The sequence below is a fragment of the Rhodococcus sp. NBC_00294 genome (assembly GCF_036163995.1).
In the GTDB taxonomy this organism is placed as follows: domain Bacteria; phylum Actinomycetota; class Actinomycetes; order Mycobacteriales; family Mycobacteriaceae; genus Rhodococcoides.
This window is the reverse complement of record NZ_CP108043.1, coordinates 101,566-127,972: the sequence shown is the minus strand read 5'-3', so window position 1 is coordinate 127,972 and position 26,407 is coordinate 101,566. Positions and strand designations below refer to the sequence as shown.

Sequence of the window (26,407 nt, the reverse complement as noted above, 5' to 3'; positions counted from 1 at the left end):
CACTATGACCCGGAAAGGTCCGTGCAACTTGTGTTCCTGCGCCTCGTCATCAGGAAGATCACGCCACCGACCGCAGTGAGGCGCGGTCCGAGGAAGGACTGATCCCGAAGTGTTGCTTGTAGATTCGGCTGAAGTAGGCTGGATCGAGGAAGCACCATCGTGCCGCGATCGCGCCGATGCCGACGGTACGAGATCGAACGTCCAGAAGGTCGCGCCGTGCCGCCTCGAGCCGCATCGTGCGCACCGTCGTCGCCACCGTTCGACCCTCGTCCTGGAACAGTCGGTCGAGGCTCCGCGGAGACATCCCGTGGGCGTGAGCGACCGTGCGGTGACTCAGCGAGGGGTCCGTCAGGTGGCGACGGATGTGATCGACGATCGACATCCGTTGCGCCTGAGCATGTGTGTCGTCGTCAGTACGCCCATCGACGTCGCCCGACGACAATGCGCTGCAGAGCAGGCGTAGGCCGGCATCGCCGAAGCGTACCCGGGAGCCGGCAGGCTCGGCGCCGGTCCCGTCGAGTGAGGCGTCCACGAACGGTGCCAGCACCGTTCCCGGGCCAGACGAGGCGTCGTGCACCCGAGTCATGACGGTGTCCAACCACCGCAACGGCATCGCCAGCGCGTCCGGTGCGAAGACCAGGACAGAACATTCCCAGTCGCCCTCCAGGCGCAGGTCGTACGCGCGTCGTGTGTCGTACACCCCGAACTGGCCCGGACCGATGACCAGTTCGCGATCACCTTGATGCACGATGGCACGTCCGCGGACCTGCAGACACACCTTGAGCGCTTCCGTCGGCTCCCTGCGAACCGCGCGGGGGGTGCGCCGGACGACCTGCGGCGTACCGGTGACCCGGTACGTCCGCAGATCGCCGAGCGCGGCCCCGTCGATCCGACCATCGACGCCGGCCTCGTCACCGGAGGGCTCCGGGACGAGGCCGGCGAAAGTCGCCCCGAGTTCGGCGCGCCAGGTGTCGTCGGTCGTCATCTTCTCACCCGTTCGCGATGGCCGACGGATGTGTCGCGAGGGGGGTCACGTCGATGGTCATGAACGGGAACAGCGGAAGATTCCACAGGATCTCGTGGAGCCTCTCGTTGTCGCGCACGTCGAAGACGCTGAGGTTGGAGTACTGACCCACCAGTCGCCAGATGTGCACCCATTCGCCGCCGCGTTGCAGTTCCTGCGAGTACGCCTTCTCCCGCGCGAGCGTGTCCGTGCGGACATCGGGATCCAGGTCGAGCGGGATGTCCACCTGCATGGTGACCGCGAACAGCATGGCGCTCAGGCCTTCTGCGCCGAGGTCGTCGAGTCGAGGACGAAGTCGTAGGTCACTTCCTGGCCGCCGTCGACATCGCGGGGGTCGAGGATCAGTTCGGGCTTGACGGCGTCGGCGACGTCGTCGTCGTTGTGCGCGTCACCGGGGAAATAGAGCTGGGTGGTGATCTGCTGGTGTCCGGACGCGGCGACCTTGAGGTGCAGGTGCGCGGGCCGCCACGGGTGCCAGCCGGCAGCGGAGATGAGCTTGCCGCAGGCACCGTCGGTGGGGATCTGGTACGGGGCGGGCCGCATCGTGCGAATGCGGAAGTGTCCGTCGGCATCCGAGGTGACGGTGCCGCGCAGATTCCACTCGGGGATGCCGGGTGCGAACTGCGAGTAGAAGCCATCGGAGTCGGCGTGCCAGATCTCGATGACCGCGCCGCCGAGGCCCTGCCCCGAGGTGTCGGTGACCCGTCCCTGGAACAGCAGCGGGGTGCCCTGCTCACCCTCGCGGGTGGGGAGGACCGCATCGTGGCCGAGCTCGGGGGCGGCGGGAACGTAGTACGGGCCCTCGATGGTGCCCTTGCTGCCCTCGCGGCTCTCGCTGGCGACCTCCTCGATGACGTGTTCGACCCACACGTCGAGGAAGAGGGGCCATTCACCGTCCTGGCCGACATTGATGAGCCACGCCTTGAGGGCGTTGTACTCGTCGTAGGTCACGCCGTGTTCGCGGATGGTGTCGTGCACGGCGCTCAGGACCTGGCGGGCCAGGGTGCTGACGCGTTCGGGCGACGTCGACGCCGCGAACTGCTTGTCCGAGGTGAAGCGCTGAGTGGCGTTGGATCCGGATGCGGCAGCGGTGGCGGTCTCGGGTGCGTGATCGATGCTCACGGGTGGTTCTCCTTCTGATGTGTCATGCGGGCTGATACGTGGTGCAGGCTGATACGGGTGGTGTGCGGGACGGGTCAGGTGTCCTGCCGGTAGCGGCCGAGTTGATCGGGGTCGATGTCGACTCCGAGCCCGGCGCCGGTGTGGACGGTGAGTTCGCCGTCGCGGATTTCGAGCGGTTCGGTGAGGAGGTCGTCGCTCATGTCGAGGAAGTTGGACAGTTCTCCGGCGCGTCGGGACGTGAGGTCGAAGGCGGCGCCGAACGCGACGGTGCACGCGGAGCCGAGTTGGCCGTCGATCTGGTTGCCCATGACGACCTCGAGGCCGAGGCCCTCGCAGAGGTGATGTGTGCGGCGTGCACCGGTGAAGCCCGAGCGAGCGGTCTTGATGCTGACGGCGGTCGCGGAGCCACCGAGTACCTCGCGGGTGATCTCGGCGGGTGTGACCGCGGATTCGTCTGCGACGAACGGCACGTCGAGCTGGGAGACGAGCCACCGCCGACCGAGTACATCGTCTGCAGGACAGAGCTCTTCGGCGAGGGAGAGATCGAGGTCGCGCATCTCGGCCATCGCGCGGGCGGATTCGGACGCGGTCCATCCTCGGTTGCCGTCGACGTACAGTTCGACGTCGGGCCCGAGGTTCTCGCGCAGTGCTCGGACGACCGCGGTGTCCAGGGACACGGGGCGACGGCCCACCTTGATCTTGAACACCTCGATGCCGTACTCGGAGCGCATGCGGGTGGCCTCGTCGACCATGGCGGCGGGAGTGTCGAAGCCGAGCATGTGGCTCACGCGCATGCGGTCGGTGTAGCCGCCGAGGAGTTCTGTGACGGGGAGGTCGAGGGTGCGTCCGAGTGCGTCCCAGATCGCCATGTCGATCGCGGCCTTGGCGACGGGGTTGGCGACGGTGCGGGCGAGGCGGGAGTGCACCACTTCGTGCTGGGTGAGTGTCAGGCCGACGACGGCGGGTGCGAAGAGAGTCTCGACGACGGCGACGATGCCGCGTTGGGTCTCGCCGTAGGTGAAGGGGCGCGGGGGAGCGTCGGCGATGCCGACGATGCCGTCGTCGGTGTGTACACGGATCAGAACGTGCTCTGCCGCAGTGACTTCGCCACTCGCGAAGCGCAGCGGCTTGCGGTAGGGGATGGAGTACGGGATCGCGTCGACGGCGACGATCTTCATGAGATGTCCTTCAGGGCAGCAGGATCGGTCGGTACGGCGGACGGCAGGATGCCCGCGTCCTCGAGTGCCGAGATCAGGGAGGTCACCAGGGGGAGGGACTTGCCGCGACTCCACGCGAGTGCCAGATCGATCGTGTCGGCCCCGCTGACGTCTCGGAAGACGACTCCGTCGAGCTTCATCGAGCGAACCGATTCCGGTACCAGCGCCACGCCCAGGCCCGCCGCAACGAGGGCGAGGAGAACCGAGGTGTCCGGCGCCTCGTGTTCTCTTTTCGGGGTGAAGCCCGCGAGACGGCAGCTCCTCACGACGACCTCGTTGACAGCCGAATGCGCATCGGAATACATCACGAAACTCTCGAAGGAAACGTCCAGGACCTCGAGCGCGGGCTCCTGGGCGAGCCGATGATCCACCGGCAGCGCCAGCACCATGGATTCGCGGGCGATGGTGCGCACCTCGAGGTCGTCTCCGGCCACGGGCGGCCGGAGTACCGCGAGGTCCAGTTCCGCCGAGCGGAGGCCCTCGACCTGCGCAGGTGTCAACAGATCCCCGTGTATTTCGAGGACCACCTCGGGAAGCCGTTGACGCAGAGCGCGGGCGATGGCCGGCAGCCGGTCGAACGCGGCCGTTCCCGTGAAACCGATACGCACCAGACCGGTCCGCCCCTCGTCGATACGCCGAACGCTCGTCACGCTGTCGTCCAGTCCGGCCAGGAGGCGGACCGTCTCGCGGTAGAAGTACTCACCCGCGGGGGTCAGGCTGACCTGCCGCGTGGTGCGGGCCAGCAGCGTGACCCCCAGTTCTGCCTCGAGCTGCCGCACGGACTGGGAGAGGGCGGGTTGGGCGAGGAACAGTCTTTTCGCCGCCTGCCCGAAGTGACGGGTCTCGGCGACGGCGACGAACTGCCGGAGGTGGCGCAGCTCCACTGGTTCGGCTCCGATCTCGATGACTGAGTGATCTGCACCACGGTAGGCCGTCGACACATTTCCCACAAAGACCGGAAAGGGTCCCATTGATAAGCAGTAGCGATCAATGAACGTCCTAATCGATACTGGGTCTTGACCTGGTGTGACGAGCGACACGCACTGTCACAGTCGAGGAAACCCCAACGTCCGGAGGACTCGATGACCGAAATGCTCGACCATGTGCGGGACCAGGTGGCCGCGGCAGTGGTGGACGATGCCGACGCCGGCATCTACCGCGCCAACCGCACCATCTTCACCGACGAGGAGATTTTCGAACTCGAGATGAAGAACATCTTCGAGGGCAACTGGATCTACCTCGCACACGAGTCGCAGATCCCGAACAATGGCGACTACTTCACCGTCCACATGGGTCGCCAGCCCGTCGTGATCACGCGTGACAAGGATGGCGAGCTGCACCTGCTCATCAACGCCTGCGCTCACCGCGGCGCGATGCTCTGCCGTCGCAAGACCGACAACCGACCCACTCTCACGTGCCCGTTCCACGGGTGGACCTTCCGTAACGACGGAACGTTGCTCAAGGTCAAGGACCCCGAGGGCGCCGGCTACCCGGACACCTTCGATGTCGACGGCTCGCACAACCTCACGAGGGTGCCCCAGTTCGGGAACTACCGCGGCTTCCTGTTCGGGAGTCTGAACCCCGACGTCTCGACGCTCGAGGAGCACCTGGGTGACACCACCAAGGTGATCGACATGCTCGTCGATCAGTCACCCGACGGTCTCGAGGTGCTGCGGGGATCGTCCACCTACACCTTCGACGGCAATTGGAAAGTGCAGGCGGAGAACGGTGCCGACGGCTATCACGTCAGCGCGGTCCACTGGAACTACGCGGCCACCACCTCGCGCCGGAACAACGGGGAGTCCAAGAACACCACCAAGGCACTCGACGCCGGCGGCTGGGGGAAGTCGGGAGGCGGCTACTGGTCCTACCCCAACGGCCACCTGTGCCTGTGGACCTGGGCCGCCAATCCGCAGGACCGTCCACTGTGGGATCAGATGGATGCGCTCAAGGAGAAGCACGGAGATGCCAAGGGCGAGTTCATGGTCAAGGGCTCGCGCAACCTCTGCCTGTACCCGAACGTGTATCTGATGGATCAGTTCAGCACGCAGATCCGGCACTTCCGCCCCATCGCGCCGAACAAGACCGAGGTCACCATCTACTGCATCGCCCCTAAGGGCGAGAGCAAGCAGGCCCGATCGCACCGCATCCGCCAGTACGAGGACTTCTTCAACGCCTCCGGAATGGCCACCCCGGACGATCTCGAGGAGTTCCGGTCCTGCCAGCTCACCTTCCAGGCCACGAATGCGCCGTGGAACGACATGAGCCGGGGTGCCGAGCACTGGCTCACCGGGCCTGATCCGGTGGCCGAGGCGCTCGACATGCACGGCGTGATCTCCGCGGGTGTGAAGAACGAGGACGAGGGTCTCTTCAACGTCCAGCACGGGTACTGGCGCAAGACCATGCTGGCAGCGATCGATCGCTCGACCGAGGCAGAGGTGAAATGACCATGACCTCCACCGAGACTCGGATCACGCAGACGGCGATCGAACAGTTCCTGTACCGCGAGGCGCGCTACCTCGACGATCGTGAGTTCGAGAAATGGCTCACCTGCTACGCCGACGACGTCGAGTATTGGATGCCGTCCTGGGGTGACGACGATCTGCTCACCGAGGACCCGCAGACCGACATCTCTCTCATCTACTACGAGAACAAGGGAGGGCTGGAGGATCGTGTGTTCCGCATCCGTACGGAACGATCCAGCGCCACGTCGATTCCCGAACCTCGTACCAGTCACAACATCAGCAACGTCGAGGTGATCGAGCGCACGGGTGACATCGTCGACGTCCGTTTCAACTGGCACACGATGTACTTCCGGTACAAGACGATCGATCCGTACTACGGGACGTCCTTCTACACGATCGACTTCTCCGGCGAGTCACCGTTGATTCGTCGCAAGACGGTCGTCCTGAAGAACGACTACATCCACCACGTCGTCGACATCTATCACTTCTGACGAAGGAGCACGAGCCATGAGTCACCGTGTCGCGTTGTCCTTCGAGGACGGCGTCACCCGTTTCATCACCGTGACCGACGGGCAGACGGTGGCGGACGCGGCCTACCGGTCGCGAATCAATATCCCACTCGACTGCCGAGACGGCGTCTGCGGGACGTGCAAGGCGGTGTGCGAGTCCGGCGAGTACGACGGTGGCACCTACCTGGAGGATGCGCTTACCGAGGAAGAAGCGGACAACGGGTACTGCCTCCCCTGCAGCATGACGCCGGAATCCGACCTGGTCCTGCAGATCGCCAGCACGTCGGCGGTGGCCAAGACGCAGGCGTCCACCTACGCGACGACGGTCAGTGCAGTCGAGCGACTGTCTCCGACCACCGTTCGATTGGCCGTCGCGTCCCCGGCGGGAGTAGATCTCGCGTTCCTACCGGGGCAGTACGTCAACATCACCGTCCCCGGTACCGAGGAGACCAGGTCGTACTCGTTCAGTTGCGTCCAGGGGGCGCACGAGCTGGATTTCCTCGTCAAGCTGATCGACGGCGGAGTGATGTCGACCTATCTGTCGGACCGCGCAGCAGTGGGAGACGTCATCTCCTTCACCGGACCACACGGCAGCTTCTTCCTGCGCGAAGCGGAACGGCCGGCGCTTCTTCTCGCGGGCGGTACCGGACTCGCCCCGGTCCTGTCGATCCTGCGGACCCTGGACGCCACGAGCAGTACTCGCGACGTACACCTCGTCTACGGTGTCAGCACGGACGACGACGTGGTCGAGCTCGACACGCTGAGAGACCTGGCGGACAGCCTCGCGGGGTTCACCTGGGACTACTGCGTGTCCGACCCCGACACGACCGCCGCCAACACCGGATACGTCACCGGGTTCATCGAACCCCGGCACCTCAACGACGGAGACGTCGCGGTCTACCTCTGCGGACCGCCTCCGATGGTCGAGGCGGTGCGAGGACACTTCGCCGACAAGTCAGTCGAGCCGACAGGCTTCTACTACGAGAAGTTCGCCCCGTCCGCGAAGTCGTCGACCGCCGACGCGGATCCGGCGGACGACGTGACCGCGGCACCTGCCGACGAACAGCCGACACGCGAGAACCCGGCGTCGCGTACCGAATCGGTGCCGGCCGAGGAAGAGAGCACGGGTGGCTTCGTCGTTCCCGACACACTCGAGCACGAGACGGAGGACAGGTCGCCGCGGACGGTGTGTGGCCAGATCGTTTTCGATCGACGTGTCGCGGCGCTCGACACCGCCACCGGTGAGCGCGTGGCTGCCGAGGACGAACTGACGGCGATGCGGTCGATCGCGGGTCAGTCGGTGTCCGCCGGCTCGCGCGGAGGCCGCCCCTTCGCCCCGGATGCGGAGCAGGGCGTGCTCGTGGCGTCCGATGCCGGCGCGGTCGCGGGGCAGCGAGTGTGGTCCACCGCGCCGACCGAGCCGCTCGTGGCGCGTATGGAGCCGATGCCGGACGAGGTGGATCCGCAGTCGGCCGAGTACGAGATCGGGGAGGAGCATCCGTCCGTGCACGAATCGGACGCCGTGTTCGAAGCTCGGCGTGCGCTCGAGCTCGGTGCCCTCGAACTGGTCATCGGACGGCTCAGCTCACAGCAGATCGCCGGATACCGCCTTCTGGCGGAGGCGACCACGCGGTACGTCGACGGGGACAGGTTCGTCGACGCCGCGGCGTACACGGACACCAACGCGGCGTTCCACGACTACCTGTTCATGCAGACCCGAAACGAACACCTGTTGCAGGCGTATCAAGCACTCGGCGTGAAAGCCGCGATGGCCGAGGTTCTGCGGAACGCCACATGGTGCGACCCGCTGTGCGCACAGGACCACCTCGACATCGTCGACGCCTTCGAAGCAGGCGACCGCGACGGCGCCAGGACACTGATCGCGGACCATGCCGAGCGGTCGAAGATCACGATGAAGCGAGCGATGCAGGAGACGGTCGACAGCAAGCGGCCGAAGTTCGTCAGCCCCGGCCGGTTCGCGGGCAAGGTCGTGCTGGTGACGGGTGCTGCGCAGGGTATCGGCGAGTGGGTGGCACGGCGCATCTCCGCCGAGGGCGGCACGCTGGTTCTCGCGGACCGGTCCGAGCTGGTCGACGCGGTCGCGTCCGAACTGTCGAGCGAGTCAGCGCCCGCCGACGCGGTGCTGGCAGATCTCGAGACCTGGGAGGGCGCGTCGGCCACCGTCGAGGCGGCGATCGAGCGGCACGGCCGCATCGATGTCTCCATCCATGTGGTGGGAGGCACCATCTGGGCGAAGCCTTTCTGGGAGTACCCGCCCGAGCAGGTGCAGAAGGAGATCGATCGGTCCTTGTGGCCGACGCTGTGGTCCTGCCGGGCGGCGATCCCGCACATGGTCGCGCAGGGCGGCGGCACCATCGTCAACGTGTCGTCGGTGGCCACACGCGGAATTCACCGAGTCCCGTACGCCGCGGCCAAGGGCGGCGTCAACGCCATCACGTCTGCGCTCGCTCTCGAGGCCGCGCCGTACGGGGTGCGGGTCGTCGCCACGGCGCCCGGCGGAACCGATGCACCGCCCAGGCGCATCGCCCGTGGGCCCGGCCCCGCAGACGACCAGGAACGCGAGTGGTACCAGGCTCTCGTCGAGCAGACGGTCGACTCGTCCCTTCTGGGTAGATACGGGTCCTTGGACGAACAGGCAGCAGCGATCTGCTTCCTCGCGTCGGACGAGGCGTCGTACATCACGGGGACGGTGCTGCCGGTCGCCGGCGGTGACCTCGGGTGACACAGAGTCTCGGCCCTGCCGCCGCCGCTCGTTCGCCGATGTCGAGGTCGAGACCCCACTACGCTGAACCCGTGTTCATCCGCCCGTCCGTGGTCGGCCGCCAGCGACTGCTCGACGATCTGGTCGCTGCCGCGGTCGGTGCCGCGACGCGGTCCGTCGTCATCGTCGTCGACGGCGTACCCGGTGCCGGAACCACCACGGTGATCGACGAGACCGCACATCTCGTCCACGAGCGGTGCCCGCGCGCCGTCGTTCTGCGCGCCGCTGCGGTGCCGTGGGAATCGATCATCCCGTACGGGATCGTGCGGCAACTCGTCCCGGCCCCGGGTGTTGTAGATGCTGGGCTCGATGTTCTCGCGCAGGCCGAGTTACTGGGTGCGGCAATGGAGTCCGATAGCGATTCGCCCGTGCTGGTCATCGTCGACGACGCGCACCACGCGGACCACGAGTCTCTGCGCCTGCTGGCCACCATGGTGCGCCACGGCCGGGTCGGCGGCATCGCCGTGCTCCTGTCACGACACCCCCGGCCGTCCGGGACGGGAGCCGCGCACGAGATCCTGGACCGCGCCGCGGACGAGACGTATGTCGTTGCCCCACTGGGAGTGTCCGACGCTGCTGATCTGGCGGCTCTCGGTGGAGCGGTGCTGCCCCTGTCCGCCGCAACTCATCTGGTGCGTCACACAGGAGGCTTGCCTCGACACATCGTCGCCCTGCTCGACGAGACTCCCGCATCCACCTGGCACAGAGGGCGAACGGAACTGCCTGCACCGTCCTTCGTGGACTCTCGGGTGCGTGCGGCCTTGACTCGGTGCGACCCCACCACCCGCGCTGTCGTCGAGGCAGTCGCGGTTCTTCCTGCTCCCACGTCCGTGACGGTGGTCTGTGCCGTCGCGGACATCGAGGATCCGTGGCATGCGGTCGACACCGCGACGACCGCGGGACTGGTCGTGGTGCACCGCAGCCCGACAGCGATACTGCTCGAGCCACCCGATCCGATGGTGCGCGCGGCGGTCCTCGCCACGATCGGTTTCGCCGACCGGGCTCGATTGCATCGACGCGCGGCGGGCGTCGTCGAGGACCAGGCTGACGCCCTCGCGCATCTCGTCCACGCCTCGGCGCTGCCCGACGACACCCTGTCCGAACAGCTCGTCAGCCTCGCGGGGGAGCGAGCAGCGAAGGGCGAGTGGGCATCCGCTGCGCGGCTGTACGAATTGTCGAGCCGATCGAGCCTGGACCCCACGGCTCGCGACGAGCGATTGGTGTTGGCCGTGGATGCGATGATCGGGGCCGGTGACGTGCCGGGCGCCGCCGCCCACATAGCAGAGGTGGAGAGCCTGCCCGACAGTCCGATGCGCGACGTCGTGCTCGGGTACCTCGCCATCCTCCGCGGGCGAGCGCAGGAAGCGGACGACCGACTCCGGCGCGCCTGGGAATCCGTACGGAGTCGACACGATCCACAGACCGCGGCGGTGATCTGTCACCGGCAGGTGCTGCACAATCTCGCCCGGTGTCGCGGAGCCGATCTGGTTCTGTGGGCCGATCGTGCAGTCGAACTCGTCGGGCCGGACCACGCGACCGCCGTCGAAGCACAGTCCATTCGCGGTCTCGGTCTCGGTGGCACCGGCCGCACGCGAGAAGCCCTCAGCAGCTACGAGGACCTCTGGGGCCACGCGTCCACCGGTGCCGTCGGCCAGCGAGTGCAGATGGGTGCGGGATGGCTGCACCTCGCGACCGATCTGGTCGACACCGCTCGCGCCGAACTCGAATCGGCGGTTCCGACGGACTTCCTCGGCGGGTCGACCCGAATCTCGCTGTGGGCACACGCCTGGCTCGGACGTACGTACTTTCTCACCGGCGACTGGGAGGCGGCTCTCCGCGTCGTCGAGGCCGGTGTAGATCTCGTCGGGCGGTCGGGCTCGGTGTTGATCGCCCCCCTCCTGCACTGGACGGCCACCCAGATACATGCGCTCCGCGGAGACTGGACACGAGCCGAGGACAGCGCTCGTGTCGGCAATGCCGGTGCCCGCGACTACGAGATCATGCGCGTACCTGCGTGTCTAGGGAGAGCGGCCATCGCCGAGGCCCGCGCCGACTATCCCGGGGTCCTGCGGTCCCTGTCCCCGCTGACCGAGTCCTGGGCTGCCGGCGACGTCTCGGAGCCGGGCTTCTGGCCCTGGGCGGACATCTACGCGAACGCGTTGGTGGTCGAGGGGCGACTGGACGACGCCGAAGTCTTTCTGTCAGTGCACGAGCGACGTGCTGTCGCCGTCGGGCACAAGTCCACACAGGCGCGCCTCGGATACGCTCGCGGACGGTTGCACGGTGCCCGGGGGGACCTGGCCGCGGCACGCGCATCGTTCGACAGCGCCCTGGCCGCCCTCACCGATCTGCCTCTGATCTACGACCGAGCTCGGGTCAACTTCGCGTACGGCCAGACGCTTCGGCGAGCAGGAAAGCGGCGGGAGGCGGACGCGGTCATCTCCGCGGCGCGCGAGTCGTACCTCGCCATCGGAGCGAGTGCCTACGTCGCTCGCTGCGACCGAGAGCTCAAGGCCGGTGGCATGCGGGCCGTCCTGAATAAGGATCGGCCCCACGACATGTTGACGCCGCAAGAGGATGCGGTGGCAGCTCTGGTCGCCACCGGCCTGAGCAACCGTGAGGTCGCCGCGGAACTGTTCTTGTCGGTGAAGACAGTGCAATTTCACCTGACGAGGGTCTACGCCAAGTTGGGTATACGGTCACGAGCCGAGCTGGCTGCGCGGAACACTGCAACATGACAGCCATCGACGCCTTCGGCCGACTTCGAGTCGGACACCGTCACGGCGCAGCTCGTGACAATCGCGTTGCAGTCCGGAGAGCGCGCAGAACGCACACTGATCGATTCGAGGAGTTCAGATGACTGTCGCCCTTGTTCACGACGTCGTGTCCGGTCCACCGAACGCCGACATCGTTCTGTTCCTCGGCTCTCTCGGATCGGATCGGTCCATGTGGAGTGCGCAGGTCACAGGGATTTCCGACATGGCTACCGTGATCACCGCCGATGTTCGAGGACACGGCGGCACCGCCGTGGGCGATGGTCCTGTCACGGTGCATGATCTGTCGGAAGATGTGATCGCGCTGCTCGATGCGCTCGCGATCGACCGAGTGCACCTCGTGGGGCTCTCCCTCGGCGGCGCCATCGCACAGACGATCGCAGCTCACCACCCGGAGCGCGTTCACACCCTGACAGTGCTGTGCTCAGCCGCGAAATTCGGTGACCCCACGAACTGGACATCCCGTGCCGAGACAGTCCGCCGTGACGGGCTCGCCTCCATCGCACAGTCGATCGTGGGCCGCTGGTTCACCACCGACTACGCGGCGGATCACCCGAACGTCGTTGCCCGCGCCGTCGACATGGTCTCCGCGGTGAACGACGAGGGATACGCCCGCTGTTGCGAAGCACTGGCGAGCTATGACTCTCGTCCGTTTCTCGATCGCATCGTCGCCCCCACCCTGGTCATCGCCGGTGACTGCGACCTCGCAACCCCTCGTGAGGTCATGGCAGTCATCGCCGACGGAGTGACGAACGCGCGAATGCACGTGCTGTCGCCGGCTGCTCACCTGGCCGCGACGGAGCGTGCTGAGGAAGTGACAACTCTGATCCGTGACCACGTCGGGCGTCCCGAGTGAATGACTTCCCAGCACGTGTGACGCTGGTCGGTCGGGTGCGCGCACGACCTGACGGTCGGGACGAGGCAACGGCACGGACCTGCCGAGGCACGCTCTGCCCCCCCAGGGGGGTGTCCGACGTCTGCGTTCAGGGACGCGTCCGCGTGTTCTTCTCTCCCCACGAACACCGCCCGGCGCGGCCGACATTCTCGGTCGCACCGGGCGGTCACCAAGGTGTGTGGATCAGTCCGTGTCGCCTTCGGTCAGTGCCACCTGGCCGGTCATGATATCGCGAACCAGTGGGTCAGATGTACCGAATGCGCTGACACGCTCGTTCTTTCGTGGGTTGAACAGCAGTTGGAACACGTCGGGCCGCGAATAGTGACCGACGGGGTCGTAGGCATGCTTGGCGATGTCGATCAGGTCGAAGTCGAGGTCGGCGAACAGAATTCCCTCCTCCGTCTCCGCGAGCTGCGGAGCCAAGGCGCTTCCCTCCGGTCCGTAGATCTGAGCGAATCCCCCACCGAGCTGCAACAGCTGCCGCTTGAGATCGGTGTCGCAGAACAAGTCCTGCCCGGCCTCTCCCACCACCGCGCAAGGCGCAAGCACGAACGTCTGACCTTCCACCGCGTACGTCAGGGTTGCTGCGTTGTTGACCTCGGCGCTCAATGCCTGTGCAGCACCTCGATACACCGAGAAGCTCGGCCAGCTCGCCACGTGGATCTGCTCTCCCATGCTGTACATCGCGTACTTCGTCAGCGGTTGGAGATGTTCCGCGCAGTTGAGCGCACCGATTTTTCCGAGGTCGGTGTCGTGGACCGCGATGTCGCTGCCGTCACCCTCGCCGTACACCGATCGCTCCACATGGGTGGGCTTGAGCTTACGACGAACGGCGACGATCTCACCTGACCCGTTGATGATCGCTTGCGACATATACACGGTCGAACCGCTGCGCTCGCTGAAGCCGAGTACGACGAAGATGTCGTTCGCTGCAGCCGCCTCGGCGATCCGCGTCATGTGCTCGCCGTCGCGCGTCATGGAGTTCTGGATGTACCGGGACACGAATTGCATTCCCCACGCCGGCGCGTCGAGCCAGATCCACCACGGGTACCCGGGGATGAACACTTCGGGGAAGGAGACGATCTGGGCTCCTCCAGCAGCTGCCTCACCGATGTAACCGATGACCTGATCGATCCCCTCGTCGATGTCGAGCCACTTGGGCTCTGCCTGTACTGCAGCCGCGCGTACCACTTTGGCCATGTCCGTCTCCCGTTGTCCGTTCTGGTGTCCGCGTCGCGGACACCGGTTCGCTGGTGTCGACGACGGTATCCAGTCCGCGAAGTGGCGTAACGGCATCGCATGCACAAGAAATCGGCATTCTCTGCACGACGTGATCCGTCGATGTTCACCGCGTCCGCCAGCAGTTCGGATCGCGCTGGATGAAGTACGCCCGAATAACATGAAAGACACATGTCCGCAACACGGGGTCGCCATAATTACGAGATGGGTTCTGTTGTGGCTGTGGATGCAGACGGATGGGCGGAGTTGTGCACCAACAGCTTCGTTCCCCTTGCCGTCGACAGTGTCGCACCCGGCTTTCGGGGTTCCATCGCGCAGAACGCCATGTCCGACGTGCTCAGATCCACTCACGTGACGTCCGCCGGTGCCCGTCTGCGGCGCACCGCCAAGGCGCTTCGTCACTCGGTCGATTCCGACTACCTGTTCGTGATCCAGCGCGGCGGGCGTGGTCGAGTGGAGCAGGACGGTCGTCAGGTCGAACTGCATGCAGGCGATGCCGTCGTCTACGACACCTCTCGCCCCTACACTTTGGATTTCCCGGATCCATCCATGGAGGAACTGGTTCTTCAACTTCCTCGGACGCTGGTCGGCCACGGCGAAGTGGACTCGAAGCGAATCACCGCGCGCATCATCTCCGACTCGATCGGACTTAGGGTCGTGACCGCGATGCTGACCGAACTGGCGAACGGAGACAGCGCGGAGGGCTTCGACAGCATCGGCTGGTCACTCACAGAGCTCGTCAAGAGCCTGCTCGACGACCGACCATCCCGGCTCTCGTCCGACCGCGTGGCCAGCTTCGAGAGCATCACGCAGTTCGCACGTCGGGCGCTGGCGCTGCCGGAACTGACACCGGGCTACCTTGCGGACCAGCACAACGTCTCGCTGCGATATCTCTACGTACTCTTCGCGGAGAATGGGACCACCCCGGCGGATTACATCAGGCGAGAACGGCTGAACCTTGCGCAGAGCATGCTCACCCTCCCATCCAGCAGGCAATCGACTGTCGCCTCGATCGCGCACCGTTGTGGGTTCACCGACACCACCACGTTCGCGCGGGCGTTCCGCCGCCGATTCGGTTGCACTCCAGTTCAAGTGCAGCGGATGATGACCGTGCCCGACCCGATCTTGTACTGATCGGCTTCGACTCGCAGAGTTCGAGGACCACGCGCGCAGCGGTGGACGCGCGGTTCGCCAGCTGTACGGTGACACCGAACATGGCGGCGCCGTCGATGGCCTCAGGGGTCCGTTCGCCCGCACAGATTCCCGAGTTGCCCCTCGATCCAGGAGAGTGAGGGACACTCCTGCCGAACGACGTCGCGGCCGGCCCGAGGTGAGTGCCGTCACCGACCCTGAGCGAATCGAGGTGGATGGTGAGTCCGGGCAACCGAGCGAACGAGCTCGGCGACGGCCCTGACAGCGGCTGTGGAATCGCCGCTGCGCCGCGCCAAGGACAGTTGCACCGTCTCCTCGGCGGCGAGCGGTCTGTAGTCGACGCCGTCGAGACCGAGGTGTCGCACCGCTTCCGGCGCCAGAGCGACTCCGAGTCCCGCAGCGACCGAGACGACCTGTGTGGCCGTCTCACTGACTTCTGCTGTGCGGGGGACGAATCCGGCCCGTGCGCAGGCTGCCAGCACACGGTGGTGCATGGTCGAGCGTGACTGGGACGGGTGGGTCAGAAATGTCTCGCCGGCGAGATCTGCGAGGTCCACCACGGATTTCCTCGCTTGGGGAGACGACGCCGGAAGAACTGCGACCAGGCGTTCCGTCCGCAGCACTTCGAACTCGAGCTGCGATCCAGGGCCATCCTGCGGGCGATCGTTCGGGCCCGGTCGTACCAGTGCGAGGTCGTAGACGCCGGCGCCGAGCCCGTCGAGCAGTTGCGGTGTGAGCAGTTCCCCGCGCAGCTGTAGATCGATATCAGGGAGCTGTTCACGCACACGGTGCGCCAGTAGGGGGAGGACGTCGTAGGTGGCGGTCCCGACGAATCCGACGGACACGCGGCCGGTGAACCCGTCGGCGAACGCTCGCATGTCGGACACCGCGTGGTCCACCGAGGAGACGATGCGCTGCGCGTGCTCGGTGAACCGCCTGCCGGCCTCGGTGATCTCGACTCGCCGTGTCGAGCGGTCGAACAGGCGCACCCCCAATTCGGTTTCGAGCCCGATAATCGTCTGAGACAACGCCGGCTGGGCGATATGACTGCGCGCCGCGGCCCGGCCGAAGTGCCGCTCCTCGGCAAGGGTGAGGAACAGCCTCAGAACACGCGAGTCCACCGCGGCAGCATATATCGGCTCAGGCACTCAATCGATCGTGATCAGGCCTTGGACACGATCAGTGCGGCGTCCTACGGTGAACCCATGACCACGTCGTCCTATGTCTACTCCGCCGTTCGGACACCGTTCGGGCGCTTCGGGGGCTCGCTCTCCGGGCAACGTCCCGACGACCTCGCCGCCGCCGTCCTGCGCGCCGTGGTGGCGAAAGTTCCGTCTCTGCAACCGGAGTCGATCGATGATGTCGTGTTCGGGTGCGCCAATCAGGCCGGCGAGGACAACAGGAACGTCAGTCGTATGGCCACGCTCCTGGCCGGGCTGCCGACCAGCGTGCCGGCCACCACGATCAACAGGTTGTGCGGCTCGTCTCTGGACGCCGCGATCATCGGTTCCCGCGCCATCGATGCGGGCGACGCGGATATCGTCGTCGCCGGTGGCGTCGAGTCGATGACGCGCGCCCCCTGGGTCATGCCGAAGCCCTCGCGGGCGTTCCCCGCCCGCGACGTCACGGCGGTCTCGACCACGTTGGGGTGGCGACTGGTGAACGAGCGCATGCCCGCGGAGTGGACGATCTCGCTCGGCGAGTGCAACGAGCAGCTCGGCGAGCGGTTCGGGATCTCGCGGGAGCGCCAGGACGAGTTCGCCGCCCGCTCCCACCGCCTGGCCCGCCAGGGTTGGGAGTCAGGCTTCTACGACGACATCGTGGTGCCTCTCGGGGGACTGGCCCGCGACGAGAGCATCCGCGACGATTCCACCGCCGACTCTCTTGCAGCGCTGAAGCCTGCGTTCCGTGACGACGGGACGATCACCGCCGGCAATGCGTCGCCTCTCAACGACGGTGCGTCGGCGTTGCTCCTCGGTTCCGAGCACGCCGATCTGGGAAAACCCCTGGTGCGCATCGCCGGCCGGGCGGCGCACGCGTGCGACCCGCAGGACTTCGGGTACGCCCCGGTTGCTGCGGCCGGCCGCGCCCTCGCCCGCGCAGGGATTTCATGGTCCGATGTGTCGGCGGTGGAACTCAACGAAGCCTTCGCGGTGCAGACGATCGCGTGCGTCGACGCCTGGCTCGCTGACGGACTCACCGACCCGGAGATCGTCAACGCCAAGGGTGGAGCAATCGCCATCGGCCACCCGCTCGGCGCATCCGGGGCCCGCATTGTCGGCACGCTCGCTCACCGGTTGGTCGAGTCCCGTGAACGGTGGGGCGTCGCGGCCATCTGCATCGGCGTCGGCCAAGCCTTGGCCGTCGTCGTCGAGAACGCCCGGGAGGTCCACTGATGGTGCAGATCTGCGACTCCGCGGTGGACGCCGTCAGTGGCATAGCCGACGGAAGCACTGTGCTGGTCGGCGGTTTCGGTATGGCGGGGATGCCGGTCCAGTTGATCGACGCCCTTATCGAGCACGGCGCCACCGACCTGACCGTGGTGTCGAACAACGCCGGAAACGGTGACACCGGCCTCGCCGCACTGCTGGCTGCCGGGCGTGTGCGGAAGGTGATCTGCTCGTTCCCACGGCAGTCCGACTCGTGGGTGTTCGACGGCCTCTACCGAGCCGGCGACATCCAGTTGGAAGTCGTCCCGCAGGGGACACTCGCCGAGCGTCTTCGCGCCGCGGGTGCCGGAATCGGCGCTTTCTACTGCCCCACCGCCGTCGGAACTCCGCTCGCCGACGGCAAGGAACAGCGCGAGATCGACGGTCGGCAGTACATCCTCGAGTATCCGTTGGCAGGTGACGTGGCTCTGATCGGTGCGCACCGGTCCGATGGCATGGGCAACCTGGTCTACCGCAAGACCGCCCGCAACTTCGGTCCGGTGATGGCGACCGCAGCGCGGACCACCATCGCCCAGGTGAGCGAGATCGTCGCCACCGGTGACCTCGATCCCGAGAACGTCGTCACTCCCAGTATCTACATCGACAAGGTGGTCGCCGTATGACCGGTCCGCTCTCGAGGTCCGCGATGGCCGCACTGGTCGCCGCCGACATCGCGCCCGGCTCGTTCGTCAACCTCGGGATCGGTCTGCCCACGTCCGTCGCCGACCACCTCTCCGGCGACTCGGGGGTGGTACTGCACACCGAGAACGGGATGCTCAACATGGGCCCGGCGGCCACCGGCGACGACATCGACCCGGACCTCACCAATGCCGGCAAAGCGCCCGTCACCGAGCTCCCCGGCTCGGCGTACTTCCATCACGCCGATTCCTTCGCCATGATGCGCGGCGGGCACCTCGATGTGTGTGTGCTCGGTGCGTTCCAGGTGTCGATGACCGGTGACCTCGCCAACTGGCACACCGGCGCGCCGGACGCCATCCCCGCGGTCGGCGGGGCGATGGATCTCGCGATCGGTGCCAAGCAGGTGTTCGTGATGATGTCCCTCTTCGCCAAGGACGGAACCTCCAAGCTCGTCGAGCGGTGCAGCTACCCGCTGACCGGAGTCGGATGCGTCTCGCGCATCTACACGGATCTCGCCGTGTTCGACGTCGGTGCGTCCGGAGTGACTGTGCGCGAGACCTTCGGAATCACGGGAAACGAGTTGGCCCAACGTGTCGGTCTGCCACTGTCTCGACCCTGAGGGTGAGTCGTCCGCACGGTGTGGGTCGACTGGGTTCTCGGGCTCTCCCGCCGGTGGTACGAACCGTGGACGACGGGCACCAGATGGCAGGGAACGGGTTGTCGACCCGGGGCGGAGCTCAGGCGTGGAGTGGAACGGTCGATCGAGCGAGCGCATCGGCGGTCAGGCGCAGGTGTTCCTCGGCGCGCTCGACTGTGCCGCTCGGCTGAACGAGGTGACTGAGGGTCAGGCGGATCATCACCTCGACGATGGTCGACACGTCGCGTCGGCGGCGCGGCGGCACGTCGTGGATGTCGCACACCGAGGCCGTCAGCGGTTCGATCGCATGGGCGAGAACGGGCTCGGAGTTCACGGCGAGTAGCTCGAGTAATTCGGAGTCGGTGGTGGTGGCACCGCTGATGATCGCGCGGATCAGCGCATTTCGAGCACCGGAGCGCAGCACGCCGATCGCGGCTGCCGCCAGTCCTTCTCCGAGATCGTCCCGATGTTCGCCGAGTCGGTCTCGCACCTCGCTGAGGAAGCGGTCCGTCTCGCACTCGAGCAGCGCCTCGCCCAGACCTCGTTTGTCACCGAACTCGTTGTAGAGGTGCTGCCTGCTGACACCGATCTCGGACGCGAGAGCGGACATCGTCACTGCTTGCCAGCCTCGAGAGCAGACGATTTCGCGAGTCGCGTCCACCGCACGAAGTCGTGCCGCGGTGCGCACTTCTGCGCGCAACCCGTTATCGGAAGTTCTGGCCATGACGGCGATTCTACGCCGGAGCCCGGATTGTCCAATTCGTGGACAAAGTAGTTCAATGTGTATACGTTGACTACATCAGATGTCGATATGTAAACGAGGTGCGTGATGAGTGAGTCCACCCGAGCGCGAGAGGGCGGCGTCCCGGTGCTGTCCGAGGCTCAGGCTGCGGCCGTCCGGAACGGTGTTCCTGATCCAGGCATATCGTTGCCGCGCGTCGCGGTGCCCACGGCGGTGCTGTGGGCAGTCTCGTTCGCGATGTGGCTGACCGCCACGGCGATAGTCCTGAGCTCGGCCAGTCGGTGGTGGCTGCTGCTCACGATTCCGATCCACGCGTTCGTCACGTTCTCGATGTTCACGGTCCTGCACGAGTCGGTGCATCACGCGGCGGGCCGTCTGGGCTGGGTCAATGATCTCCTGGGACGTGTGTCGCTCCCGTTCGTGACGGTGTGGGGGTCGTTCCCCATGGTGAAGTTCATTCACATCGAGCATCACCGCAACACCAACGAGGACGTGCATTCGGATCCCGATGCGTGGACCGAGCACGGGCCGTGGTGGCAACTTCCGTTTCGCTGGATGGCCATCGACCTGTGGTACGCGAGGTTCTACTCCGGTCGCTTCGCGCAACGCCCCCGCCGCGAGCGCATCGGCATCATGGTCAACCTCGCCACGGTCGTCGCGCTCGTCGCCGTCGTGCTGCTGACCGGGCACGGGTGGGAATTCGCGCTGATCTACCTGATCCCGCAGCGGCTCGGGCTCGCGGTGCTCGCGTGGTGGTTCGACTGGTTGCCCCACCACGACCTGGGTGTCACCGCCAGGACCGATCGATTCAGAGCGACGCGCGTTCGGGTGGGGTGGGAGCGGGTGGTCACGCCGTTGATGTTCTACCAGAACTATCACCTCGTTCATCACATCCATCCCACGATCCCTTTTTATCGATACGTCAACGCCTGGAACAACACTCGCGACGACTACTTGACGCGCAACGTTCCCATCAGCACGGCATGGGGTACAGAACTGACCGCATCGGAGTATCGGGCCTGGCGTGAGATCACGTCCGCATACTCGGGAACCGCACACGACGTCGACCCGTCGGATCGCGTCCGCTTCCACAAGCTGAGGGTGGCGGAAGTGCGCCGGCTGACAGCGGATTCGGTGTCCATCACCTTCGATCTTCCCGACAGCCTCCGGCGGGTGTTCGCCTTCGATGCCGGGCAGAACGTCACCGTCCGCTGCGTGGTCGACGGAACCGAAGTACGGCGCAGCTATTCGCTCTGCACCGTCGCCTCCTCCGGAGTCGTTCGCATCGCCGTCCGGCGTGTCGACGGTGGCGCGATGTCCAGCTTCCTCAACGATCAGCTCTCCGCGGGTGACACTCTCGATGTCCTCCCTCCGACCGGGCGCTTCGTGCCGACAGGCAACGGTTCCGAGCAGCGGGCCGATCGACCCCGCGTCCTGTCGGCGATCGCCGCCGGCAGTGGCATCACGCCGATCATCTCCATCCTCTCGACCGTTCTCACCGAGGACGACGAGGCACGCGCTGTTCTGTACTACGCGAACCGGGACCAGGACTCGACCATGTTCGGTCCCGAGTTGACGATGCTCTGCCAGCACTTCGAGGGTCGATTGCGTGTGGTGCACTTCCTGTCCCGCGGCACCACCGTGCCGACGGACGACGACGCTGCCTCGGCGCAGTACGAGGACGTCGTCGCGAGCCGATTGACGGCGGACGAACTGGGACGACGAGTGAGGGCGCGCACCGTCTGCGACGAGTGGTACCTGTGCGGACCGGAGGAACTCATCGACGACGCGGTGTCCACGTTGGAGGAGTCCGGGACCGACCCCCGCGGAATCCACCGTGAGCACTTCGTGTCGGCGGGACTCGCGACCGGCGAGTCCCGCACCCACGGTGATGCCGAGCCCTCCTTCCTGACGGTCACACTCGCCGGCGCGGAAGAGGAGATCGATACAGACGGCGATGAATCATTGCTCGAAGCGTCGTTACGGAGCGGGGTCAACGCGCCCTATTCCTGCACCGGCGGCGCCTGTGGGACCTGCAGGGCGTTCCTTCATTCGGGCACCGTGAACATGGAGCAGAACTACGCGCTCACCGACGACGAGGTCGACGCTGGGTGGGTCCTCACCTGCCAGTCCCGGCCGTCCTCACCTGCGGTGACCATCGACTATGACGCGACCGAGGCACCGTGACCCGGCTGGAAGGTGCACTGGTTCTCGTCACCGGAGCGTCCTCGGGCATCGGCGCGGCCACGGCCCGCGCGTTCGCCGATGCCGGTTCGGTCGTCGTGCTCGTCGCCCGCACCGAAATCGCCCTCGACGACGTCGTGACGTCGATCCGGTGTCGAGGGGGAGAGGCGCACCGTGTCGTCACCGATGTCTCGGACGCGGCTGCGGTGTCTGCCATGGCCGTCACCGTCGTAACCGAGTTCGGCGTGCCCGACGTCATCGTGAACAACGCGGGGGCCGGGCGGTTCCTGTCCATCGAAGAAACCAGCGCCGCGGAGGCTCGCGAGATGATGGCGGTGCCCTATCTCGCCGCATTCACCGTCACCCGAGCCTTCGTCGAACCGATGATCGCTCGCGGGTCCGGCACTATTCTGCAGATCAACACACCCGCGGCGTTCGCGCCCTGGCCAGGTGCCGTCGGCTATTCCGCGGCACGCTTCGCGCTCCGCGGGTTCACCGAAGCGCTGCGCCAGGATCTTCGAAACTCAGGCATCACCGTCAGTTCCGTGACCCCCGCGAAGGTGTCCACCGCGTACTTCGATCGTCACTCGGGAGCCGAAGACCGAATCCCGGCCATCAGCAACCTCATCGGAACCATGACCCCCGAGCAGGTAGCGGATGTCGTCACCGGCACCGTCGAACGCGACCGACACGACGTACACGCCCCTCGCACGTGGCGACTGCTGCGTCCTGTGACCGCATGGTCACCGCGTCTGGTCGGTTGGTTGTCCTGGCGAACGAGTTCGGCGCGCCGCATACGAGGCTCAGAGGGGCGCCCGGCGCGACGACGTGTGCATTGAGAACTGAGTTCCTGCGGAGTGCGGGTGTCACCGCTCCACCTGAACGTCGTCGGCCACCTCGTCGGAGCCGATCGGTTTGCGGCAGTGCGCGCACACGACGAGTGCCTCCATGGTCGATTCGCACCGGGTGTGGAGCAGTCGGCGTCGCTGCGCGTCCGGTGGGCTGTAGGTGTCTCCCCACGACTTGATCACCAGGATCACTCCGGCAAGGTCCCGCCCTTTCGCCGTCAGGAAATAGCCGTCGCGTGTAGATCCCTCGCGGTAGGGGCGACGTTCGACGATGCCGTCCGTGACCAGCGTGCGAAGTCGGGCGCTGAGCACGTCGCGGGGGGCGCCGGTGTCTGCTGCGATGTCGGTGAAACGTACCGATCCGAGCGCGAGGCTGCGGACCACATGGAGGGACCACCGGTCGCTGATCGCATCGAGCGCCACGGTCAAGGCGTCGGACGGTTGGACTTTCAAACTCTTTGGCCTTACATTGAGTCGGATAATCCAACCAAACTACCCCCGAAGGGGCGTCGTGCCCGAATCGACTCGACCAGGAGCGTTGTCCGTCAGCGCACCTAATCGCAATGTGTCCGCACGCCCACCCGTGCGGGCGTGGTTGCAACCGCTCGTCATCGCCGGTCTCATCGCCGCCGCGTTCATCGGCATGTACGTGGGTCTTCAACGAGATCCGACGCCCAGGTCCGTTCCGGTCGCAGCGGTCGGAACGGAACTTGCAGAGAGTCTCTCGCAGGCGCTCGGCGACTCCGTGGACGTCCGCGCGGTACCGGACCCGGAGGCCGGGACGGCCCTCCTCACCGGTCGTGACGTGGTCGCGGTGCTTTCACGGACATCGCCCTCGGTGTTCGGTCTCGACGTGGCCGGCGCGAACGGACCGTCGACGGTCGGCGCGGTGGAGCGACTGGTCGGTGTCTATGCACGGTCGACCGGAGCGCAGGTGGTCACCGAGGACGTCGTTCCGCTCGTCCGCTACGACAGCCGTGGAACAGCGGGCTTCTACGTCGCCTTCGGTGTGTCGTTGGCATCGTTCGTGTTGGCGCAGATGTTGATGATGGTGTCGGCCCACCTTCACCTGCGTCACCGTCTCGCAACTGTCACCGTCTTCGCCGCGCTGGTCGGAGTCCTTGCTGCGGTGTTGGCCGGGCCGGTCCTCGGCGCACTCCCCGGTCACGGTGTGTCATTGGCGATCACGCTCGCACTTCTCTCGGCGGCAACAGCTCTCGCGACGAAGGCGTTGGGTGCATGGTTCGGGGCCGTGGGTGTGCCGATCGCGACGATATTGCTGATCACGGTCGGTAATTCCACGAGTGGTGCGACCGTCGGTGTGGATCTGTTGCCGGACTTCGCTCGGGTGTTCGCTGCCACGCTTCCTCCGGGGGCAGCCATCAGTGCGATCACGGACGTCAGCTACTTCGGCGGGGCGCATCACTGGGTCGGGTGGTCGGTTCTCCTGGTGTGGATCGCGGTGGCCGCTGCGCTCATCGTCTGGAAGGACACGCGAACTCGTGGCCTGGAATGAGGGCGATGCACTTCGCCACGAGACGTCTCGTTCGTTCGTGTCGCTGTTCCACGAGGCGACGGCCGCCGCTGCCGGTGAGGTGTGTGAGTGCCGGTACCGTTCGAGGCGGAGGAAGTTCGCTTTGCGGTCCGACGAGACACCCGTGTGTCGAGAACACGAGACGCAGGGTGCGTCCGACGCCGATCGGGTGCGAACCGGGGCAGGGTGAGACGCCCCCGGGCGGCCAGGGGCAGTGAACGTTCCCCTGAAGCAAGCCCCGGTTCGCGGATCGGCCGACGTGGGTTCGGCGCCACCACATCGACGTGGGCGTCAGCCGACGCGGATGACCACCTTGCCGAAGGCGCCGCGCGAGAGGTGCTCGTACGCTTCGTGAACCTCGTCGAAACCGTAGACCTTCTCGATGACGGGCTTGATCGTGTGTTTCTCGAAGAACTCGTTCATTTCCTCGAACGCACGCCGATGCCCCACCGCGATGCCCTGAATGCGAGTCTTGTTGAAGATCAACTGCATCAGATCGAGGTTCGAAGTCTGCCCGGAGAGGAATCCGATGACGGAGACCAGGCCGGTTGGTCGCGCGGCGGCGATCGATTTGTTCAGACCGTCTCCGCCGACGACGTCGAGCACCTGGTCGGCGCCCACGCCGTCGGTCAACTCGCGAACGCGCGTCGCCCAGTCCGGGGTGGTGTTGTAGTTGATCAGATCGGTTGCGCCCAATGCGGCAATGCGGCTGAGCTTGTCGTCACTGCTCGACGTCGCGATCACCCGTGCGCCGTACGCGGACGCGATCTGTGCCGCGAAGATCGAGACCCCGCCCGTTCCCTGAACGACCACGGTTTGTCCGGCACGGAGCTTCCCGTTCTCCACCATGGAGAACCACGGCGTCAGAGCAGCGATCGGGAGTGTCGAGACCTCTTCGTCGGTGAGAACGTCGGGAGAGGCGACGGCTGCGGTCTCTTCGAGCAGCATGTACTCGGCGAGACCGCCGTTGATCGGACCGCCGAGGCAGAAGTCCGGTTCATCCTCTGCGGGAGCGCCGTCGATCCAGCGGGAGTAGAGATGGGAGGCGACTCGGTCGCCTTCCGTGAAGCGGGTGACGGCGGACCCGGTCTGCACCACGACACCGGCTGCGTCCGCCACAGGTATCAGGCCTTTGGGCATCTTCTCGGGCTCGTAGATGCCATCGACGATCGCCTTGTCTCGGTAATTCAACGACACCGCCGACACTTTGACCACGATCTCGTTCGGCTTGGGCTCCGGGAGGTTCACGTTCGAGAGAACGAGGTTCTCGAGACCGAAATCGTTCAACTGCCAGGCTTTCATCTGTTCTCCATTTCGAGGTGCACGCGGACTGCGTTGGGGATGTTCTGTGCCGCGCAGACGGCGTTCACGCACGGTTCGCCAGGCTCAGCACCGGGAATAATTTGATGCGTGTCAAACAATTTTGATCAATAGACGGCTCTGTTCAGTGCGACCAGTCGGTCGCCGCCTATCCCGCCGTCGGCCTGAACCCGTTCGGACACGACGTCCATGACGAGGTCTCGTCGTCGGGCCGATCGCCCGCGGTCGGCGATCGCGAGGGCCGCCTCGAGCTCGTCGCGTGTCAGGTCGGTGCAGTAAGCAGGGGTCCCGGGCTGATGACGCCAGGAGTCGCCTATCGGCCCCGTGTGCACAGCATCGAAGCCTGTGTCCTCGACCAGGGTCATCGCGACGTCACGGAGAGTCGAGGAGTCCGCTGCGACCGGGATCGCGATACGCCCGACTGCCCCGCGCTCCGACGACCGGTCCGCGTAGGACGCTGCGGTGATCGCGTTCCAGGCCTTCGCGACGGGACGACCGTAATGACCTGCCACCCAGAGGCTCTCGACCGCATCGTGCTCATCCAGCGCGTCGATGTGGCCGTCGCGTGCGGGGTAGTAGTTCGACGTGTCGATGACGACGGCGCTCGACGGCGCGGCACGAACCAGATCGGCGATGGCCGGAACCTGGCCCATGTTCACGGACACGATGACCACGTCGGCGCTGTCGGTCACCTCCGCGGCCCACCGTGGGCGAGCTCCGGTCTCGAGGGTCGAGGCGGCAATGGTCTCCGGGGCGCGTGAGTTGGCGATGGACACATCGTGACCGGCGCTGCTCAACCGCAGCGCGGTGGTGGATCCGATGTTGCCTGCTCCGATGATGCCGATTCTCATGGTTTCTCTTTCGTGTCGATCGAATGGTGCGGTCGCCAGTCGTA

General features: G+C 66.0%; 23 protein-coding genes. 12 read left to right on the top strand and 11 right to left on the bottom strand.

What is annotated here, in order from left to right; translation table 11 throughout:
- Positions 1–58: 58 nt before the first annotated feature.
- The 5 genes from OHB23_RS00585 to OHB23_RS00565 form a co-directional block, all read right to left on the bottom strand.
- The gene (locus OHB23_RS00585; protein ID WP_328810543.1) at positions 59–985 is read right to left on the bottom strand and encodes a helix-turn-helix domain-containing protein; all 927 of its coding nucleotides are present in this window, start codon (positions 983–985) and stop codon (positions 59–61) included.
- Positions 986–989: 4 nt separating this feature from the next.
- The gene (catC, locus tag OHB23_RS00580) at positions 990–1,274 is read right to left on the bottom strand and encodes a muconolactone Delta-isomerase (protein WP_328810542.1); all 285 of its coding nucleotides are present in this window, start codon (positions 1,272–1,274) and stop codon (positions 990–992) included.
- 5 nt (positions 1,275–1,279) lie between these two features.
- Positions 1,280–2,146, bottom strand: coding sequence for a catechol 1,2-dioxygenase (gene catA, locus OHB23_RS00575; RefSeq protein ID WP_328810541.1), 867 nt, complete (start codon positions 2,144–2,146; stop codon positions 1,280–1,282).
- A 74-nt stretch (positions 2,147–2,220) separates the two neighbouring features.
- Positions 2,221–3,324 carry a mandelate racemase/muconate lactonizing enzyme family protein gene (locus OHB23_RS00570; protein WP_328810540.1) on the bottom strand — a complete coding sequence of 368 codons (1,104 nt, stop codon included), beginning with the start codon at positions 3,322–3,324 and terminating at the stop codon, positions 2,221–2,223.
- Positions 3,321–4,247, bottom strand: coding sequence for a LysR substrate-binding domain-containing protein (locus OHB23_RS00565; protein WP_328810539.1), 927 nt, complete (start codon positions 4,245–4,247; stop codon positions 3,321–3,323). Before OHB23_RS00565 ends, OHB23_RS00570 begins: the two co-directional genes overlap by 4 nt.
- A 198-nt stretch (positions 4,248–4,445) precedes the next feature.
- Between OHB23_RS00565 and benA the strand changes: the two genes are divergently transcribed.
- The 5 genes from benA to OHB23_RS00540 all read left to right on the top strand — a co-directional run bounded on the left by benA (position 4,446) and on the right by OHB23_RS00540 (position 12,749).
- Positions 4,446–5,810 carry a benzoate 1,2-dioxygenase large subunit gene (gene benA / locus OHB23_RS00560; RefSeq protein WP_328810538.1) on the top strand — a complete coding sequence of 455 codons (1,365 nt, stop codon included), beginning with the start codon at positions 4,446–4,448 and terminating at the stop codon, positions 5,808–5,810.
- Between the two features lie 2 nt (positions 5,811–5,812).
- A complete protein-coding gene (benB, locus tag OHB23_RS00555; RefSeq protein WP_328810537.1) occupies positions 5,813–6,319 on the top strand; it encodes a benzoate 1,2-dioxygenase small subunit in 507 nt (168 codons plus the stop codon).
- Positions 6,320–6,335: 16 nt separating this feature from the next.
- The gene (gene benC / locus OHB23_RS00550) at positions 6,336–9,080 is read left to right on the top strand and encodes a benzoate 1,2-dioxygenase electron transfer component BenC (protein WP_328810536.1); all 2,745 of its coding nucleotides are present in this window, start codon (positions 6,336–6,338) and stop codon (positions 9,078–9,080) included.
- 71 nt (positions 9,081–9,151) lie between these two features.
- On the top strand, positions 9,152–11,857 hold the full coding sequence (locus OHB23_RS00545) for a LuxR C-terminal-related transcriptional regulator (RefSeq protein ID WP_328810535.1): 2,706 nt from the start codon (positions 9,152–9,154) through the stop codon (positions 11,855–11,857).
- A 118-nt stretch (positions 11,858–11,975) separates the two neighbouring features.
- Entirely contained in the window at positions 11,976–12,749 is a 774-nt protein-coding gene (locus tag OHB23_RS00540; RefSeq protein ID WP_328810534.1) for an alpha/beta fold hydrolase, read from the top strand.
- A 222-nt stretch (positions 12,750–12,971) separates the two neighbouring features.
- Here the strand turns inward: OHB23_RS00540 and OHB23_RS00535 are convergent, their stop codons facing one another.
- Positions 12,972–13,988, bottom strand: coding sequence for a carbon-nitrogen hydrolase family protein (locus OHB23_RS00535; RefSeq protein ID WP_328810533.1), 1,017 nt, complete (start codon positions 13,986–13,988; stop codon positions 12,972–12,974).
- A 243-nt stretch (positions 13,989–14,231) separates the two neighbouring features.
- Between OHB23_RS00535 and OHB23_RS00530 the strand changes: the two genes are divergently transcribed.
- Positions 14,232–15,161 carry a helix-turn-helix domain-containing protein gene (locus OHB23_RS00530; RefSeq protein ID WP_328810532.1) on the top strand — a complete coding sequence of 310 codons (930 nt, stop codon included), beginning with the start codon at positions 14,232–14,234 and terminating at the stop codon, positions 15,159–15,161.
- A gap of 206 nt (positions 15,162–15,367) precedes the next feature.
- On the opposite strand, the gene OHB23_RS00525 is transcribed toward OHB23_RS00530, so the two are convergent.
- Positions 15,368–16,327 (bottom strand): LysR family transcriptional regulator, encoded by a 960-nt coding sequence (locus tag OHB23_RS00525; RefSeq protein ID WP_328810531.1) that lies wholly within the window; start codon positions 16,325–16,327, stop codon positions 15,368–15,370.
- A gap of 57 nt (positions 16,328–16,384) precedes the next feature.
- Here OHB23_RS00525 and OHB23_RS00520 point away from each other — a divergent pair, with 57 nt between their 5' ends.
- Genes OHB23_RS00520 through OHB23_RS00510 form a run of 3 tightly spaced genes read left to right on the top strand, consistent with a single transcriptional unit; the run spans position 16,385 to position 18,866 of the window.
- A complete protein-coding gene (locus tag OHB23_RS00520) occupies positions 16,385–17,575 on the top strand; it encodes a thiolase family protein (protein ID WP_328810530.1) in 1,191 nt (396 codons plus the stop codon).
- The gene (locus OHB23_RS00515; protein ID WP_328810529.1) at positions 17,575–18,231 is read left to right on the top strand and encodes a 3-oxoacid CoA-transferase subunit A; all 657 of its coding nucleotides are present in this window, start codon (positions 17,575–17,577) and stop codon (positions 18,229–18,231) included. The genes OHB23_RS00520 and OHB23_RS00515 overlap by 1 nt, the downstream gene beginning before the upstream one ends.
- Complete coding sequence (locus OHB23_RS00510) at positions 18,228–18,866, top strand: 3-oxoacid CoA-transferase subunit B (protein WP_328810528.1); 639 nt, start codon at positions 18,228–18,230, stop codon at positions 18,864–18,866. The genes OHB23_RS00515 and OHB23_RS00510 overlap by 4 nt, the downstream gene beginning before the upstream one ends.
- Positions 18,867–18,984: 118 nt before the next feature.
- Here the strand turns inward: OHB23_RS00510 and OHB23_RS00505 are convergent, their stop codons facing one another.
- Positions 18,985–19,608, bottom strand: coding sequence for a TetR family transcriptional regulator (locus OHB23_RS00505; protein ID WP_328810527.1), 624 nt, complete (start codon positions 19,606–19,608; stop codon positions 18,985–18,987).
- A gap of 105 nt (positions 19,609–19,713) precedes the next feature.
- Between OHB23_RS00505 and OHB23_RS00500 the strand changes: the two genes are divergently transcribed.
- Together OHB23_RS00500 and OHB23_RS00495 are read left to right on the top strand one after the other, a co-directional pair.
- Entirely contained in the window at positions 19,714–21,813 is a 2,100-nt protein-coding gene (locus OHB23_RS00500) for a fatty acid desaturase (protein WP_328810526.1), read from the top strand.
- The gene (locus OHB23_RS00495; protein ID WP_328810525.1) at positions 21,810–22,649 is read left to right on the top strand and encodes an SDR family NAD(P)-dependent oxidoreductase; all 840 of its coding nucleotides are present in this window, start codon (positions 21,810–21,812) and stop codon (positions 22,647–22,649) included. Before OHB23_RS00500 ends, OHB23_RS00495 begins: the two co-directional genes overlap by 4 nt.
- Before the next feature lie 27 nt (positions 22,650–22,676).
- Here the strand turns inward: OHB23_RS00495 and OHB23_RS00490 are convergent, their stop codons facing one another.
- Positions 22,677–23,081: a winged helix-turn-helix transcriptional regulator gene (locus tag OHB23_RS00490; protein WP_328811697.1), complete on the bottom strand. Its 405-nt coding sequence runs from the start codon at positions 23,079–23,081 to the stop codon at positions 22,677–22,679.
- A 142-nt stretch (positions 23,082–23,223) separates the two neighbouring features.
- Here OHB23_RS00490 and OHB23_RS00485 point away from each other — a divergent pair, with 142 nt between their 5' ends.
- Complete coding sequence (locus OHB23_RS00485) at positions 23,224–24,174, top strand: hypothetical protein (RefSeq protein WP_328810523.1); 951 nt, start codon at positions 23,224–23,226, stop codon at positions 24,172–24,174.
- Between the two features lie 309 nt (positions 24,175–24,483).
- Here the strand turns inward: OHB23_RS00485 and OHB23_RS00480 are convergent, their stop codons facing one another.
- Together OHB23_RS00480 and OHB23_RS00475 are read right to left on the bottom strand one after the other, a co-directional pair.
- Entirely contained in the window at positions 24,484–25,494 is a 1,011-nt protein-coding gene (locus OHB23_RS00480) for a zinc-dependent alcohol dehydrogenase family protein (RefSeq protein ID WP_328810522.1), read from the bottom strand.
- A gap of 125 nt (positions 25,495–25,619) precedes the next feature.
- Entirely contained in the window at positions 25,620–26,402 is a 783-nt protein-coding gene (locus OHB23_RS00475) for an NADPH-dependent F420 reductase (RefSeq protein WP_328811696.1), read from the bottom strand.
- Positions 26,403–26,407 lie beyond the last annotated feature (5 nt).

Excerpts from the sequence above, each read along its gene's own strand:
- OHB23_RS00585 (WP_328810543.1), bottom strand. The coding sequence starts at position 985 with ATGACGACCGACGACACCTGGCGCGCCGAACTCGGGGCGACTTTCGCC.
- catC (WP_328810542.1), bottom strand. The coding sequence starts at position 1,274 with ATGCTGTTCGCGGTCACCATGCAGGTGGACATCCCGCTCGACCTGGAT.
- OHB23_RS00570 (WP_328810540.1), bottom strand. The coding sequence starts at position 3,324 with ATGAAGATCGTCGCCGTCGACGCGATCCCGTACTCCATCCCCTACCGC.
- benA (WP_328810538.1), top strand. The coding sequence starts at position 4,446 with ATGACCGAAATGCTCGACCATGTGCGGGACCAGGTGGCCGCGGCAGTG.
- benB (WP_328810537.1), top strand. The coding sequence starts at position 5,813 with ATGACCTCCACCGAGACTCGGATCACGCAGACGGCGATCGAACAGTTC.
- benC (WP_328810536.1), top strand. The coding sequence starts at position 6,336 with ATGAGTCACCGTGTCGCGTTGTCCTTCGAGGACGGCGTCACCCGTTTC.
- OHB23_RS00540 (WP_328810534.1), top strand. The coding sequence starts at position 11,976 with ATGACTGTCGCCCTTGTTCACGACGTCGTGTCCGGTCCACCGAACGCC.
- OHB23_RS00535 (WP_328810533.1), bottom strand. The coding sequence starts at position 13,988 with ATGGCCAAAGTGGTACGCGCGGCTGCAGTACAGGCAGAGCCCAAGTGG.
- OHB23_RS00530 (WP_328810532.1), top strand. The coding sequence starts at position 14,232 with ATGGGTTCTGTTGTGGCTGTGGATGCAGACGGATGGGCGGAGTTGTGC.
- OHB23_RS00520 (WP_328810530.1), top strand. The coding sequence starts at position 16,385 with ATGACCACGTCGTCCTATGTCTACTCCGCCGTTCGGACACCGTTCGGG.
- OHB23_RS00515 (WP_328810529.1), top strand. The coding sequence starts at position 17,575 with ATGGTGCAGATCTGCGACTCCGCGGTGGACGCCGTCAGTGGCATAGCC.
- OHB23_RS00510 (WP_328810528.1), top strand. The coding sequence starts at position 18,228 with ATGACCGGTCCGCTCTCGAGGTCCGCGATGGCCGCACTGGTCGCCGCC.
- OHB23_RS00505 (WP_328810527.1), bottom strand. The coding sequence starts at position 19,608 with ATGGCCAGAACTTCCGATAACGGGTTGCGCGCAGAAGTGCGCACCGCG.
- OHB23_RS00500 (WP_328810526.1), top strand. The coding sequence starts at position 19,714 with ATGAGTGAGTCCACCCGAGCGCGAGAGGGCGGCGTCCCGGTGCTGTCC.
- OHB23_RS00480 (WP_328810522.1), bottom strand. The coding sequence starts at position 25,494 with ATGAAAGCCTGGCAGTTGAACGATTTCGGTCTCGAGAACCTCGTTCTC.